This window comes from Shigella sp. FC1661, assembly GCF_001712525.1.
GTDB lineage: Bacteria > Pseudomonadota > Gammaproteobacteria > Enterobacterales > Enterobacteriaceae > Escherichia > Escherichia coli.
Map to the genome: position 1 here is coordinate 1 of NZ_MDGW01000605.1, position 15,210 is coordinate 15,210.

A 15,210-nucleotide genomic window follows, 5' to 3' on the forward strand; every position below is an offset into this window, starting at 1 on the left:
GATCGCGCCGTCCATCTGAGCAGCACCGGTGATCATGTTTTTAACATAGTCGGCGTGCCCCGGGCAGTCTACGTGTGCGTAGTGACGGGTCGGGGTGTCATATTCAACGTGAGAAGTGTTGATGGTGATACCACGAGCTTTTTCTTCCGGCGCGTTATCGATCTGGTCGAATGCACGAGCAGCACCGCCGTAGGTTTTAGCCAGTACGGTGGTGATTGCAGCGGTCAGAGTAGTTTTACCGTGGTCAACGTGGCCGATAGTACCAACGTTAACGTGCGGTTTTGTACGTTCAAATTTTTCTTTAGACACGGCTATATTCCTTACTATAGTGCTCTCCCCTTCAGGAGAGAGCACGGGACTTTGGTATTAACCCTTAGGCTTATTTACCACGGGCTTCAATTACGGCCTGAGCAACGTTACTCGGCGCTTCATCATACTTCAGGAATTCCATAGTGTATGATGCACGACCTTTGGTCAGAGAACGCAGCTGAGTTGCGTATCCGAACATTTCAGACAGCGGTACTTCAGCGTGGATCTTAACGCCAGTAACTTCAGATTCCTGACCTTTGAGCATACCACGACGACGGCTCAAGTCACCGATAACGTCACCGGTGTTCTCTTCCGGAGTTTCTACTTCAACCTTCATGATCGGCTCAAGCAGAACTGGTTTCGCTTTCTTAAAGCCTTCTTTAAAGGCGATAGAAGCAGCCAGTTTAAACGCCAGTTCAGAGGAGTCAACGTCATGGTAAGAACCGAAGTGCAGACGAATACCCATGTCTACTACCGGGTAGCCTGCCAGCGGACCTGCTTTCAGCTGTTCCTGGATACCTTTATCAACGGCCGGGATGTATTCGCCAGGGATTACACCACCTTTAATGTCGTTGATGAACTCGTAGCCTTTCGGGTTTGAACCCGGCTCCAGCGGGTACATGTCGATAACAACATGACCATACTGACCACGACCACCAGACTGTTTCGCGTGTTTACCTTCAACATCGGTAACTTTCTGGCGGATAGTTTCACGGTAAGCAACCTGCGGTTTACCTACGTTCGCTTCAACGTTGAATTCACGCTTCATACGGTCAACGATGATGTCGAGGTGCAGTTCGCCCATACCCGCGATGATTGTCTGGTTAGATTCTTCGTCAGTCCATACACGGAAAGACGGGTCTTCTTTAGCCAGACGGCCCAGAGCCAGACCCATTTTTTCCTGGTCAGCTTTGGTTTTCGGTTCAACTGCGATGGAGATTACCGGCTCAGGGAATTCCATACGTTCCAGAATGATCGGCGCATCCGGGTCACACAGGGTGTCACCAGTGGTTACGTCTTTCAGACCGATAGCAGCAGCGATGTCGCCCGCGCGAACTTCTTTGATCTCTTCACGTTTGTTAGCGTGCATCTGAACGATACGACCGAAACGCTCACGTGCAGCTTTCACGGAGTTCAGTACGGTATCACCAGAGTTAACCACACCGGAGTAAACACGGAAGAAGGTCAGGTTACCAACAAACGGGTCGGTAGCGATTTTGAACGCCAGTGCAGAGAACGGCTCGTCATCACTTGCGTGACGTTCAGCCGGAGTGTCTTTACCGTCGTCCAGGATACCGTTGATCGCAGGTACGTCAACCGGGGATGGCAGGTAATCAATTACCGCATCCAGCATCGCCTGAACACCTTTGTTCTTGAACGCAGAACCACAGGTTACCAGGATGATTTCGTTGTTCAGAACGCGCTGACGCAGAGCACCTTTGATTTCTGCTTCAGTCAGTTCTTCACCACCCAGGTATTTTTCCATCAGCTCTTCAGAAGCTTCAGCTGCGGATTCGATCAGGTTCTGGTGCCATTCGTTAGCCAGTTCAACCATGTCTGCCGGGATATCTTCGTATTCGAAGGTTACGCCCTGGTCAGCGTCGTTCCAGTTAATAGCTTTCATTTTCACCAGGTCAACAACACCGGTGAAATGTTCTTCAGCACCAATCGCCAGCTGCAGCGGAACCGGATTCGCGCCCAGACGGGTTTTGATCTGGTTAACAACTTTCAGGAAGTTCGCACCCATGCGGTCCATTTTGTTAACGAACGCAATGCGCGGAACTTTATATTTGTTTGCCTGACGCCATACGGTTTCAGACTGCGGCTGAACACCACCAACTGCGCAGTAAACCATTACCGCACCATCGAGAACACGCATGGAACGTTCTACTTCGATTGTGAAGTCAACGTGCCCCGGGGTGTCGATGATGTTGATGCGATGCGGCTCATACTGCTTAGCCATACCAGACCAGAATGCAGTAGTCGCAGCGGAAGTGATGGTAATACCACGTTCCTGCTCCTGCTCCATCCAGTCCATGGTTGCAGCGCCGTCATGAACTTCACCTATTTTATGGTTTACACCGGTGTAGAACAGAATACGTTCGGTAGTAGTGGTTTTACCGGCGTCGATGTGCGCACTGATACCGATGTTACGGTAGCGTGCGATGGGTGTTGTACGAGCCATTTGTTTCCTCGTTTATCTTTTAGGCGTTCAATTTAAGTAGCCCAAAGCGGGCTGCTTACTGGAAGCGCCCGCCTGGTGACTAAAACTCCGAAGGGATTACCAACGGTAGTGTGCGAACGCCTTGTTGGCTTCGGCCATACGGTGAACGTCTTCACGTTTCTTAACTGCAGTACCTTTGTTTTCTGCAGCATCAGAAAGTTCGTTCGCCAGGCGCAGAGCCATGGATTTATCACCGCGTTTACGAGCAGCTTCAACGATCCAACGCATTGCCAGAGCATTACGACGAACCGGACGGACTTCAACTGGTACCTGATAAGTAGAACCACCAACGCGGCGAGACTTAACTTCTACAGTCGGGCGCACGTTTTCGAGAGCTACTTCGAATGCTTCCAGTTCAGATTTACCAGAGCGCTGAGCCAGGGTCTCCAGCGCGCTGTATACGATAGATTCAGCAGTAGATTTTTTACCATCTACCATCAGGATATTTACAAATTTAGCCAGCAGTTCTGATCCGAACTTCGGATCCGGCAGAATTTTACGCTGACCAATGACGCGACGACGTGGCATGGAAATACTCCGTTGTTAATTCAGGATTGTCCAAAACTCTACGAGTTTAGTTTGACATTTAAGTTAAAACGTTTGGCCTTACTTAACGGAGAACCATTAAGCCTTAGGACGCTTCACGCCATACTTGGAACGAGCCTGCTTACGGTCTTTAACGCCGGAGCAGTCAAGCGCACCACGTACGGTGTGGTAACGAACACCCGGGAGGTCTTTAACACGACCGCCACGGATCAGGATCACGGAGTGCTCCTGCAGGTTGTGACCTTCACCACCGATGTAGGAAGTCACTTCGAAACCGTTAGTCAGACGAACACGGCATACTTTACGCAGCGCGGAGTTCGGTTTTTTAGGAGTGGTAGTATATACACGAGTACATACGCCACGTTTTTGCGGGCATGCTTCCAGCGCAGGCACGTTGCTTTTCGCAACTTTGCGAGCACGTGGTTTGCGTACCAGCTGGTTAACTGTTGCCATTAAATAGCTCCTGGTTTTAGCTTTTGCTTCGTAAACACGTAATAAAACGTCCTCACACAATATGAGGACGCCGAATTTTAGGGCGATGCCGAAAAGGTGTCAAGAAATATACAACGATCCCGCCATCACCAGGCCATCTGGCTGGAGTGCTTAACCGTAAGTCTGACGAAATCAGTATAGTCAATGGGAATGATGTCGTTCGAAATTTGACCAGTCAAACCGCGGGCAATAAGGTCTTCGTTCAGGGCATAGACCTTAATGGGGGCATTACGCAGACTTTCAAGGTAGCGGTTACCGTCAACTGCGGCAGTTACGCCATCTTGCAATAATAGCAGTTCGTCTCCTTCACTGAGCAGACGCAGCAGCGCAGCAAAATCCGTCAGCCAGGGTGAACGATGTAACGTGTGCAGCATAAACGCCTCAAAACCTCAAAATAACATCGTAGTTGGCGAGTTCGCGGCGTAAGGCATCTGCTTCGAGCGGCGTGGCTTCGACAACAAAGGGTGTCTGCGGATCTAACCCGCGTTCGCGCAGTGAAGCCGCACAAACCCAGCACTGTTCAATGTCGTACAGACCCAACAATTTAAAAGTGGCAATGTAATCACGCGCCAGCACTGCATCGGGCTTTTGTCCTGACAGCAGCTGAAAAACGCCATCAGCAATAAAGAAGACGGCCAGATCGTCAGTTAATGCGGAAGTTGCCAGTAAAGCATCTAAACCTTCCCGACCAGCAGCTGTACCATGAGGTGCAGTAGAAAAAACAAACGCAATTCGTTTCATCAGAACTGTACCACCCTGTCACAGGTCAGCGAGGCTTCCGCCAGCGCGCCAAGTCCGCTTAAGGTAAATCCCGGCTGAAGGTTTGACGAAGCCAGCCCCAGCCTTCCTGCTTCAGTTTCATCGACGATACCGCGGCGTAACGCTGCCGCTACGCAGATATTCAGCGCCACACCATGTTGCGCATTCAACTGTTGCCAGCCGCGCACAAGGTCAAATTCGTCACTTGCCGGTGAGGTCAATTGGTTAGCGTTATAGACCCCTCCCCGATAGAAAAAGACGCTGCTTAACTCATGGCCTTCTACTATCAGCGCCTGCGCAAACTGAAAAGCACTACTCGCCTGTTGCGTACCGTATGCTGGCCCGGTCACCACGATGGCAAAACGCATTACTTATCTTGCCCCTGGAAATCACCGCTCTTGAACTGGCGGATGTAGAGATAGACAGTGTGTTTGGAGATGTTCAGGCGGTCAGCAACCTGGTTGATCGCATCTTTAATATCGAAGATCCCTTTCTCGTAGAGATTCAGCACGATCTGACGATTTTTGGCGTTATTAGAAACATTGCGATCGGCATTCACTTCTTCGATGGTGAACTCCAGCGTTTGGGTAACCAGATCTTCAACAGAAGAGGCAAAGTTGACGCTTGAACCGACATCCGGGGTTTCTGGCGGCACAAAAGTGCTCATAATCTGCGAGAAGGGAACATCAAGATTCATATTGATGCACAGCAGACCAATTACACGCTGTTCGCGGTTACGAATCGCGATAGTCAGGGACTTCATTAATACGCCGCTTTTGGCGCGAGTAAAGTAGCATTTAGAAACGCTGCTATCCGCTCCCGTCATATCGTGCAGCATACGTAGCGCCAGGTCAGTAATTGGCGAACCAATCTTCCGGCCTGTATGTTCACCGTTAGCAATGCGAATGGCTGAACATTTTAGATCCTGCAAAGAGTGCAAAACGATTTCACAGTGGGAGCCAATAAGCATCGCTAACCCGTCCACCACCGCTTCGTAGGATTTCAGAATATCAAAATCGGTCTGGTCGAAAGGACGTTGATCCAGTAAATCCAACTCACTGGTTTCGTTGGTTAAAAGCGACCTGGACATGAAAAAAAACACTCCTTTTCAGGAGCCTGTCGTTAACTTTTCAGGGCAGGCTCATTAATGATGCGGGTAACTAAATTAATACAGCGGAGGTTCCGCTTTCCAGCACTAATTATATCCGGCCTGTAATAAAAAAACCGCCGCCTGGTCAGGCGGCGGTTCTTAATGCTTATTTTTTAGCAGAATCTGCGGCTTTCGCATCAGCTTCCGGCTTTGCATCAGCCTTCGGTGCTGGTTTCACATCCAGCAGCTCTACGTCAAACACCAGGGTAGAATTCGGTGGGATCCCCGGAACACCCGCTTTGCCGTAAGCCAGTTCTGGTGGAATAACCAGTTTGATCTTACCGCCTTTCTTGATGTTCTTCAGACCTTCTGTCCAACCCGGGATAACACCGTCCAGACGGAAAGAAAGCGGTTCACCACGGGTGTAAGAGTTGTCGAACTCTTTACCGTCGATCAGCGTACCTTTGTAGTTCACTACAACAGTATCGCTGTCTTTCGGTGCTTCGCCTTTACCGGCTTCTACTACCTGATAAACCAGACCAGTTGAAGAGGTTTTCACACCTTTCTCTTTGGCAAATTTCTCGCGGTACTCTTTACCTTTTGCTTCGTTATCAGCCGCGTCTTTTTCCATCTTCGCCTGAGCAGAAGACTTCACGCGAGCTTCGAATGCTTGCAGAGTCTGTTCGATCTCTTGGTCGGAGAGTTTGTTCTTATCAGCAAATGCATCCTGAACACCAGCGATCAGCTGATCTTTATCCAGTTTGATGCCCAGTTTTTCTTGTTCTTTAAGAGAGTTTTCCATGTAACGACCCAGCGAAGCACCCAGTGCATAAGCTGATTTCTGATCGTCATTTTTGAACGCTGCTTTGCTGTCAGCAGTTGTAGCAGGTTTTGCAGCTTCAGCAGCAAAAGTGATTGGTGCATGCAGGGCAACGGCCATTGTGGTCGCCAGCAGCGTTACTTTAAACAGTGATTTCATCCATATCTCCAGGATCGGGGCATCTCACCCCAGGGTTAACTATTATCAGAAGGGTACTATAAAGCGTTGTCGAACAAATCTACATACAGACACGCCCTATTATCATCTATTTTCAGACTCTTTTTGTTTAAATTAGTTTCGATGACCGCGAAATGAGTGCTGTCTCGGGCAGCAAAGTTAAGTAGAATCCGCGGCAACCATTCGACAAAAGAGGTGAATCATGCAGGATTTATCATTGGAAGCACGCCTGGCAGAGCTGGAGAGCCGACTGGCTTTTCAGGAAATCACCATTGAAGAACTGAACGTCACGGTGACCGCTCATGAAATGGAGATGGCGAAACTGCGCGATCATCTGCGTCTGCTGACCGAGAAGTTAAAAGCCAGCCAGCCGTCGAACATCGCGTCGCAGGCTGAAGAAACGCCACCGCCACATTATTGAGGCGTAAAAAAAGCGGGGATTCCCCGCTTTTTTGTCACCTTTTCGGTATTAGTGGCAACCACAACCGCCGTTGCCTTTACCGCCACAGCAGCCTTCGCCACCGTGTTCATGACCGTGATCGTGGCCATGACCGCCGCAGCAACCGTCGTGGTCGTGATCGTGGTGATGATCGTGCGCGCCGTGAACGTGACCATGAGCCAGTTCTTCTTCGGTCGCTTCACGAATCGCCACAACCTCAACGTTGAATTTCAGGTTCTGACCGGCCAGCATGTGGTTACCATCAACCACTACGTGATCGTCTTCAACCGCAGTGATTTCAACCGGTACCGGACCCTGGTCGGTTTCAGCCAGGAAACGCATACCTACCTGCAGTTCATCAACGCCCATAAATACGTCTTTAGGAACACGTTGCACCAGGTTTTCGTCGTACTGACCGTAAGCGTCGTTCGCGCCAACAGCGACATCAAATTTGTCGCCAACTTCATGACCTTCCAGCGCCGTTTCCAGGCCAGAGATCAGGGAACCGTGACCATGCAGGTAGTCCAGCGGCGCACTCACCGGAGACTCATCAACCAACACACCGTCTTCTGTACGTACCTGATAGGCCAGGCTGACCACCAGGTCTTTTGCTACTTTCATGATATCTCCTGAGCATGGGAAGAATAGTGGCGCAGATTGTAGCGGAATTCTGCAGCCGTGTACTCACTAGCTTAAAAAAACTCGGCGCATATCGCTAGTCCGGATGAAAAATCCCGATCACTTGCTCATCTTTGCGAACGTGATCGCGGGCTTCTTTGTCTGCTTCTCGCATCTGATGTCCGCACTTAACGCATTCAACAATATCAATATTATTTTCGCGCCACATCGCCATTGAATCCTGTGCCTGACAGGCCGGGCATTTTGCGCCCGCAATAAAACGTTTTCGGATTGCCATCTTTACCCTCTACTCAAATTCATCCCAGCCGTCCAGCTGGCGTCGTTCTTGTTGCATTTCACGCTGGAAAATCTCTTCCAGTTCGCGTCGGGCTTCCCTGGCGCGAGAAATTTGTACAGTATCGGCATGCATTGGGATGAGCTCTCGCAGCATCCGCATATCCAGGCGGCGAAAATGCAGTTGCGCCCGCTGCGCCTGATGCGGATGCATCCCAAGCGTGACCAAAGTCTTGCGCCCCAGCTCTAACGCACTGGAGAATGTTTCACGGGAAAACTGCGTCACCCCTGCCTGTAATAACTCATGCGCTTCCACACGTCCGCGCGCTCGCGCAAGAATATGCAAATGCGGAAAGTGCTGCTGGCATATTTCCACCAGCTTCATGGTGTCTTCCGGCTCGTTACAGGTAATGACGATAGACTCAGCGGCCTCTGCACCCGCAGAACGTAATAGATCGACCTGCGTGGCGTCGCCGTAATAAACTTTGTAGCCATATTTACGCATCAGGTTAACGGCGCTGATATCCCGCTCCAGCACGGTAATGCGCATTTTATTTGCCATCAGCAAACGACCAATCACCTGACCAAAACGCCCGAAGCCCACGACAATGACCTGGGGTTTATCATCGTTGACCCACGGTTTTTCGTCTTCTTCTTCCGGTCCGTTAAACTGGCGGGATAACCATTTATCCACCAGCTTCATCAGCAACGGCGTGGTCATCATGGAAAGCGTCACCGTCACCAGCAACAGCGCCATCTGGTCGCCCTGGAATAAACGTTGTGAAGAAGCGGTAGAAAAGAGGACAAAGGCAAACTCACCGCCCTGACTCAACACGCCAGCAAACTGCATCCGCTCTGAGCTACGCACGCCATACAATCGCGCCAGCAGATACAGCACGAGAATTTTCACCGCCACCAGCACAACCACGCTTATCACTACCCACAACAGATGGATATAAAGCACCCCGAGGTTGAGCGACATGCCGACAGAGATAAAGAACAAACCGAGCAGCAAGCCTTTGAAGGGATCGATAGCCGTTTCCAGTTCATGGCGATATTCACTTTCCGCCAGCAGCACGCCCGCAATAAATGTACCGAGCGCCATCGACAGCCCCAGCGCATCCATAAACAATGCGGAACCCAACACCAGCAGCAGCGTCGCGGCGGTGAACACTTCCCGCACGCCAGAAGCTGCAATAAAGCGGAATACCGGACGCAGTAAATAGCGCCCACCAATCAGCATGCCGACAAACGCCAGCACCTTCATGCCGATCTTCATCCAGTCGAAATGTTCGTCTGCCGACCCCGCCAACAACGGCACTAACGCCAGTGCTGGGATCACTGCCAGATCCTGAAACAGCAGAACCGAAAACCCGAGCTGGCCGGATTCGCTGCGATTCATCCCTTTCTCACGCATCAATTGCAACGCCATTGCAGTTGAAGACATCGCAAGGCCAATGCCACCGACCACCGCCGCCTGCCAGGCGAAATCCGTCAGCATCAATAATCCCGCCAGCAACGCCGCGCTTAACAGCACCTGTGCCGCGCCTACGCCAAAAATCGAACGCCGCAGTTGCCAAAGTTTGGAGGGATTCAACTCAAGACCGATGATAAACATCAGGAATACCACGCCGAGTTCCGAAAAGTGGAGGATCTCATCGACGTCGCTAATAAACCCCAGCCCCCACGGGCCAATTGCAATCCCTGCCAGCAAATATCCCAACACAGCGCCAATCCCCAGCCGCGATGCCAACGGCACCGCAGCCACCGCCGCGAAGAGAAACAGCACTCCTGCGAGTAAAAAATCGGAACCTTCCATCAGCGGCCTCCTGGAGACAGCGGATTTGCCAGCCAGTCACCGTAGGCTCTGGCGTGGTTCGCCAGCTCCTTTGCGCTTTGCCGTCTCGCCCAGTAAATAATGATGGGACTTAACCAATGCATCCGGCACATGCCCGCCGCCAGTTCAAAGGGGCGCAGCACATCGCTCATCGGGTAGCGATTCAGCGCGTCATAACGGTAAGCACTTTCCGGCTCGCCGGTGGTAATCACGTTACGCCAGTACTTTCCCGCCAGTTGGTTTCCTCCCGGCCCGCTGGCAAAACCACGACTTAATACCCGGTCCAGCCACTCTTTCAGTAGCGCCGGGCAGCTATAGGTATAAAGAGGATGCTGAAAGACAATCACCTCGTGCTCGCGCAGTAATGCCTGCTCACGGGGGATATCAATAAAAAAATCGGGATAGTGCGCGTAAAGGTCGTGCACGGTAACATTGCTGAGCTGCGTGGCCGGTTTAAGCAGTACCCGGTTTGCCACCGAGTCCTGAGATTCCGGATGGGCATACAGCAGCAAAACTTTCGCTGGCTGAGACATCATCCCCCTCCCGGTATGGTTTTTGTGTATAGTCGCTGTTTTGGGCTACCATTGCGCCCGGTGCGGCAGCTCGCCCATACATTATCATAATGATAAGTTAACATAGTCTGAACATACGGCGCCTTATGATTGTTTTCTCCTCGTTACAAATTCGTCGCGGCGTGCGCGTCCTGCTGGATAATGCCACCGCCACCATCAACCCTGGGCAGAAAGTCGGCCTGGTGGGTAAAAACGGCTGTGGTAAATCTACCCTGCTGGCATTGCTGAAAAATGAAATCAGCGCCGACGGCGGCAGCTACACCTTTCCGGGAAGCTGGCAACTGGCGTGGGTGAATCAGGAAACGCCGGCGTTATCGCAAGCGGCGCTGGAATATGTCATTGACGGCGACCGTGAATATCGTCAACTGGAAGCGCAGCTGCACGACGCCAACGAACGTAACGACGGGCACGCCATTGCGACCATTCATGGCAAGCTGGATGCTATTGACGCATGGAGTATTCGCTCCCGTGCCGCCAGCCTGCTGCACGGCCTCGGTTTCAGCAATGAACAACTGGAGCGCCCGGTAAGTGATTTCTCCGGTGGCTGGCGTATGCGTCTTAACCTTGCCCAGGCGCTGATTTGCCGTTCAGACTTGCTGCTGCTCGACGAACCGACTAACCACCTCGATCTCGATGCCGTTATCTGGCTGGAAAAATGGTTGAAGAGCTATCAAGGCACGCTGATCCTGATCTCTCACGACCGCGACTTCCTCGATCCGATCGTTGATAAAATTATTCATATCGAACAACAAAGCATGTTCGAGTACACCGGCAACTACAGTTCGTTTGAAGTACAGCGCGCCACCCGTCTGGCGCAGCAACAAGCGATGTATGAAAGCCAGCAGGAACGCGTGGCACATCTGCAAAGTTATATCGACCGTTTCCGTGCCAAAGCCACCAAAGCGAAGCAAGCCCAGAGCCGCATTAAGATGCTTGAGCGTATGGAGCTGATTGCCCCCGCGCACGTCGACAACCCGTTCCGCTTTAGCTTCCGCGCGCCGGAAAGCCTGCCAAATCCGTTACTGAAGATGGAAAAAGTCAGCGCGGGCTATGGCGATCGCATTATTCTCGACTCGATTAAACTGAACCTGGTGCCCGGCTCGCGCATTGGTCTGTTAGGCCGCAACGGCGCGGGTAAATCGACATTAATCAAACTGTTAGCCGGTGAACTTGCGCCAGTCAGCGGTGAAATTGGTCTGGCGAAAGGGATCAAGCTCGGCTACTTCGCCCAGCATCAACTTGAATACCTGCGCGCCGACGAATCACCTATTCAACATCTGGCACGTTTAGCGCCGCAGGAGCTGGAACAAAAACTGCGTGACTACCTCGGCGGCTTTGGTTTCCAGGGCGATAAAGTAACCGAAGAAACGCGCCGCTTCTCCGGTGGGGAAAAAGCCCGCCTGGTGCTGGCATTAATTGTCTGGCAGCGTCCGAATCTGCTGCTGCTCGACGAACCGACTAACCACCTTGACCTCGACATGCGTCAGGCACTCACCGAAGCATTAATCGAGTTTGAAGGCGCGCTGGTTGTCGTTTCGCACGACCGTCATTTGCTGCGTTCCACCACTGACGATCTCTACCTGGTTCACGATCGTAAAGTCGAACCGTTCGACGGCGATCTGGAAGATTATCAACAGTGGTTGAGCGACGTACAAAAGCAGGAAAACCAGACCGACGAAGCGCCAAAAGAGAACGCGAACAGCGCCCAGGCACGTAAAGATCAGAAGCGTCGGGAAGCGGAGCTGCGTGCGCAAACCCAGCCGCTGCGTAAAGAGATTGCCCGTCTGGAAAAAGAGATGGAGAAGCTGAACGCGCAACTGGCGCAGGCGGAAGAGAAACTCGGCGACAGCGAACTGTATGACCAGAGCCGTAAAGCGGAGTTGACCGCCTGCCTGCAACAGCAAGCCAGCGCCAAATCCGGCCTGGAAGAGTGCGAAATGGCGTGGCTGGAAGCCCAGGAGCAGCTTGAGCAGATGCTGCTGGAAGGCCAAAGCAACTGATGGCGCAGATAACGACGACCGATGCCAATGAATTCAGCAGCAGTGCTGAATTCACCCCTATGCGCGGCTTTAGCAATTGTCATCTACAAACTATGCTGCCGCGTTTGTTTCGTCGTCAGGTGAAATTCACCCCGTACTGGCAGCGGCTGGAGTTGCCCGACGGCGATTTTGTCGATCTCGCGTGGAGTGAAGCCCCTGCACAGGCTCGGCATAAACCGCGTTTAGTGATATTTCACGGGCTGGAAGCAGTCTCAATAGCCCTTACGCCCACGGTCTGGTTGAGGCGGCGCAAAAGCGCGGCTGGCTGGGCGTGGTGATGCATTTTCGCGGATGCAGCGGTGAACCAAACCGTATGCACCGCATTTACCATTCGGGCGAAACCGAAGACGCCAGTTGGTTTTTACGCTGGCTGCAACGCGAATTTGGTCATGCGCCAACGGCTGCCGTCGGCTATTCGCTCGGCGGTAATATGCTGGCCTGTTTGCTGGCAAAGGAAGGCAATGATCTCCCGGTTGATGCGGCGGTGATTGTCTCTGCGCCGTTTATGCTGGAAGCCTGTAGCTATCATATGGAAAAGGGCTTTTCCCGCGTTTATCAGCGTTACTTGCTGAACCTGTTAAAAGCCAATGCCGCGCGCAAGCTGGCAGCCTACCCCGGAACGCTGCCGATTAATCTCGCGCAGTTAAAATCGGTACGTCGCATCCGTGAATTTGACGATCTAATCACCGCCAGAATTCACGGCTACGCCGACGCTATCGACTATTATCGTCAGTGTAGCGCCATGCCGATGCTGAACCGGATCGCCAAACCGACGCTGATTATTCACGCCAAAGACGATCCGTTTATGGATCATCAGGTGATCCCGAAACCGGAAAGTCTCCCCTCGCAGGTGGAGTATCAACTGACTGAACATGGCGGTCATGTTGGCTTTATTGGCGGTACATTACTTCATCCGCAAATGTGGCTGGAGTCACGCATTCCTGACTGGTTAACAACGTATCTGGAGGCGAAATCATGTTGATTCCGTGGCAAGACCTCTCCCCCGAAACGCTGGAAAATTTAATTGAAAGCTTTGTGTTACGTGAAGGCACCGATTATGGTGAACATGAGCGTACACTTGAACAGAAAGTCGCCGACGTCAAACGCCAGCTACAGTGCGGAGAAGCGGTGCTGGTATGGTCGGAGCTGCACGAAACGGTCAATATTATGCCGCGCAGTCAGTTTCGCGAATAACCTGCAACCGTCGGCGGACGAGATAATAATGATAGCTAAGTCATGGAGTTACTATGTCTGCCAAACATCCGGTCATTGCGGTAACAGGATCCAGCGGCGCGGGGACCACCACCACCAGCCTCGCGTTTCGTAAAATATTCGCGCAGTTAAATCTGCATGCAGCTGAGGTGGAAGGCGACAGTGTTCACCGTTACACCCGCCCGGAAATGGACATGGCGATCCGCAAAGCGCGCGACGCCGGGCGGCATATCAGCTACTTCGGCCCCGAAGCGAACGACTTCGGCCTGCTGGAACAAACCTTCATTGAATACGGTCAGAGCGGCAAAGGGAAATCTCGCAAATATCTGCATACCTACGACGAAGCCGTACCGTGGAATCAGGTACCGGGAACATTCACCCCCTGGCAACCTTTACCAGAACCCACTGATGTACTGTTTTATGAAGGTTTACACGGCGGCGTAGTCACGCCACAGCATAACGTTGCGCAGCATGTGGACTTACTGGTCGGCGTAGTGCCTATCGTTAACCTTGAGTGGATTCAAAAACTGATCCGCGACACCAGCGAGCGCGGGCACTCACGAGAAGCAGTGATGGACTCAGTAGTGCGTTCAATGGAAGACTATATCAACTACATCACACCGCAGTTTTCCCGCACCCATCTTAACTTCCAGCGCGTTCCCACCGTCGACACTTCAAACCCGTTCGCGGCAAAAGGTATCCCGTCGCTGGATGAAAGCTTTGTGGTGATCCATTTTCGTAATCTGGAAGGGATCGATTTCCCCTGGCTGCTGGCGATGTTGCAAGGCTCATTCATTTCCCACATCAATACGTTAGTGGTACCGGGCGGCAAAATGGGTCTGGCAATGGAATTAATTATGCTGCCGCTGGTGCAACGATTGATGGAAGGAAAGAAAATCGAGTAACTCTGCTATTACGCCGGATAAAATACTATCCGGCTTCACAACGGGATAGTTAAATCACGCGGCAACCACTTCATACGAGTGAGTAATATTCACCGCTTTTTCCAGCATCAACGCCACTGAACAATATTTCTCGGCAGAGAGATCAACCGCACGCGCAACCGCTGCGTCTTTCAGGTCGCGACCGGTGACGATAAAATGCAGATTAATGTGCGTAAACAGGCGTGGTGCCTCTTCGCGGCGTTCAGAGGTCAATTTTACTTCACAATCGACCACATCCTGACGCCCTTTTTGCAGGATCGAAACCACATCGATGGCACTGCAACCCCCCGCCGCCATCAACACCATTTCCATCGGACTTGGTGCTTTATCGCCTGAGTTGCCGTCCATTAAAATCTGATGACCAGAGGCGGATTCGCCCAGAAAAGTTAACCCTTCGACCCACTTCACTCGCGCTTGCATTTTTGCTACTCCACTGCGTCAATTTTCCTGACAGAGTACGTAGACTGGCCCCCTGAATCTCCAGACAACCAGTATCACTTAAATAAGTGATAGTCTTAATACTAGTTTTTAGACTAGTCATTGGAGTACAGATGATTGATGTCTTAGGGCCGGAGAAACGCAGACGGCGTACCACACAGGAAAAGATCGCAATTGTTCAGCAGAGCTTTGAACCGGGGATGACGGTCTCCCTCGTTGCCCGGCAACATGGTGTAGCAGCCAGCCAGTTATTTCTCTGGCGTAAGCAATACCAGGAAGGAAGTCTTACTGCTGTGGCCGCCGGAGAACAGGTTGTTCCTGCCTCTGAACTTGCTGCCGCCATGAAGCAGATTAAAGAACTCCAGCGCCTGCTCGGCAAGAAAACGATGGAAAATGAACT

The 15,210-nt window shown here is 51.9% G+C and carries 19 protein-coding genes and 1 pseudogene; 6 read left to right on the top strand and 14 right to left on the bottom strand.

Annotated features, from left to right (window positions below):
* The 9 genes from BFF42_RS26010 to fkpA form a co-directional block, all read right to left on the bottom strand.
* Positions 1–309 (bottom strand): GTP-binding protein (locus tag BFF42_RS26010; RefSeq protein WP_000031690.1); only part of this gene is annotated, 309 nt, incomplete at its 3' end.
* A gap of 70 nt (positions 310–379) precedes the next feature.
* Entirely contained in the window at positions 380–2,494 is a 2,115-nt protein-coding gene (gene fusA / locus BFF42_RS26015; protein ID WP_000124700.1) for an elongation factor G, read from the bottom strand.
* A 96-nt stretch (positions 2,495–2,590) separates the two neighbouring features.
* Complete coding sequence (rpsG, locus tag BFF42_RS26020; protein WP_001138043.1) at positions 2,591–3,061, bottom strand: 30S ribosomal protein S7; 471 nt, start codon at positions 3,059–3,061, stop codon at positions 2,591–2,593.
* Positions 3,062–3,157: 96 nt separating this feature from the next.
* Positions 3,158–3,532 (bottom strand): 30S ribosomal protein S12, encoded by a 375-nt coding sequence (gene rpsL / locus BFF42_RS26025; protein ID WP_000246815.1) that lies wholly within the window; start codon positions 3,530–3,532, stop codon positions 3,158–3,160.
* A 125-nt stretch (positions 3,533–3,657) separates the two neighbouring features.
* Positions 3,658–3,945: a sulfurtransferase complex subunit TusB gene (gene tusB, locus BFF42_RS26030; protein WP_000903377.1), complete on the bottom strand. Its 288-nt coding sequence runs from the start codon at positions 3,943–3,945 to the stop codon at positions 3,658–3,660.
* 7 nt (positions 3,946–3,952) lie between these two features.
* On the bottom strand, positions 3,953–4,312 hold the full coding sequence (gene tusC / locus BFF42_RS26035) for a sulfurtransferase complex subunit TusC (protein WP_000820720.1): 360 nt from the start codon (positions 4,310–4,312) through the stop codon (positions 3,953–3,955).
* Positions 4,312–4,698, bottom strand: a complete 387-nt coding sequence (gene tusD, locus BFF42_RS26040; protein ID WP_001209714.1) for a sulfurtransferase complex subunit TusD — start codon at positions 4,696–4,698, stop codon at positions 4,312–4,314. Before tusD ends, tusC begins: the two co-directional genes overlap by 1 nt.
* Positions 4,698–5,420 (bottom strand): helix-turn-helix transcriptional regulator, encoded by a 723-nt coding sequence (locus BFF42_RS26045; RefSeq protein ID WP_000091466.1) that lies wholly within the window; start codon positions 5,418–5,420, stop codon positions 4,698–4,700. Before BFF42_RS26045 ends, tusD begins: the two co-directional genes overlap by 1 nt.
* A 166-nt stretch (positions 5,421–5,586) precedes the next feature.
* A complete protein-coding gene (fkpA, locus tag BFF42_RS26050; protein WP_000838252.1) occupies positions 5,587–6,399 on the bottom strand; it encodes an FKBP-type peptidyl-prolyl cis-trans isomerase in 813 nt (270 codons plus the stop codon).
* A gap of 220 nt (positions 6,400–6,619) precedes the next feature.
* On the opposite strand from fkpA, the gene BFF42_RS26055 reads away from it, so the two are divergent.
* On the top strand, positions 6,620–6,838 hold the full coding sequence (locus BFF42_RS26055) for a protein SlyX (protein ID WP_001153615.1): 219 nt from the start codon (positions 6,620–6,622) through the stop codon (positions 6,836–6,838).
* A gap of 48 nt (positions 6,839–6,886) precedes the next feature.
* Here BFF42_RS26055 and slyD read toward each other — a convergent pair whose 3' ends face one another.
* The 4 genes from slyD to kefG form a co-directional block, all read right to left on the bottom strand.
* The gene (slyD, locus tag BFF42_RS26060; protein WP_000861334.1) at positions 6,887–7,477 is read right to left on the bottom strand and encodes a peptidylprolyl isomerase; all 591 of its coding nucleotides are present in this window, start codon (positions 7,475–7,477) and stop codon (positions 6,887–6,889) included.
* Positions 7,478–7,571: 94 nt separating this feature from the next.
* Positions 7,572–7,772 (bottom strand): YheV family putative zinc ribbon protein, encoded by a 201-nt coding sequence (locus tag BFF42_RS26065; protein WP_001007730.1) that lies wholly within the window; start codon positions 7,770–7,772, stop codon positions 7,572–7,574.
* A 9-nt stretch (positions 7,773–7,781) separates the two neighbouring features.
* A complete protein-coding gene (kefB, locus tag BFF42_RS26070) occupies positions 7,782–9,587 on the bottom strand; it encodes a glutathione-regulated potassium-efflux system protein KefB (RefSeq protein ID WP_000399107.1) in 1,806 nt (601 codons plus the stop codon).
* Complete coding sequence (gene kefG, locus BFF42_RS26075; protein WP_004986770.1) at positions 9,587–10,138, bottom strand: glutathione-regulated potassium-efflux system ancillary protein KefG; 552 nt, start codon at positions 10,136–10,138, stop codon at positions 9,587–9,589. Before kefG ends, kefB begins: the two co-directional genes overlap by 1 nt.
* Positions 10,139–10,263: 125 nt before the next feature.
* Between kefG and BFF42_RS26080 the strand changes: the two genes are divergently transcribed.
* The 4 genes and pseudogenes from BFF42_RS26080 (at position 10,264) to BFF42_RS26095 (ending at position 14,333) form a co-directional block, all read left to right on the top strand.
* Complete coding sequence (locus BFF42_RS26080) at positions 10,264–12,177, top strand: ABC transporter ATP-binding protein (protein ID WP_000634835.1); 1,914 nt, start codon at positions 10,264–10,266, stop codon at positions 12,175–12,177.
* Positions 12,177–13,198, top strand: a pseudogene (locus BFF42_RS26085) (hydrolase). The gene BFF42_RS26080 and the pseudogene BFF42_RS26085 overlap by 1 nt, the downstream one beginning before the upstream one ends.
* Positions 13,192–13,410 (top strand): YheU family protein, encoded by a 219-nt coding sequence (locus BFF42_RS26090; RefSeq protein ID WP_000907085.1) that lies wholly within the window; start codon positions 13,192–13,194, stop codon positions 13,408–13,410. The pseudogene BFF42_RS26085 and the gene BFF42_RS26090 overlap by 7 nt, the downstream one beginning before the upstream one ends.
* 53 nt (positions 13,411–13,463) lie before the next feature.
* Positions 13,464–14,333 (top strand): phosphoribulokinase, encoded by an 870-nt coding sequence (locus BFF42_RS26095; protein ID WP_001274695.1) that lies wholly within the window; start codon positions 13,464–13,466, stop codon positions 14,331–14,333.
* Positions 14,334–14,387: 54 nt separating this feature from the next.
* On the opposite strand, the gene BFF42_RS26100 is transcribed toward BFF42_RS26095, so the two are convergent.
* Complete coding sequence (locus BFF42_RS26100; RefSeq protein ID WP_001148908.1) at positions 14,388–14,792, bottom strand: OsmC family protein; 405 nt, start codon at positions 14,790–14,792, stop codon at positions 14,388–14,390.
* 131 nt (positions 14,793–14,923) lie between these two features.
* Here BFF42_RS26100 and BFF42_RS26105 point away from each other — a divergent pair.
* The coding region (locus tag BFF42_RS26105) for a transposase (RefSeq protein WP_000567737.1) at positions 14,924–15,210 on the top strand (287 nt) is incomplete at its 3' end.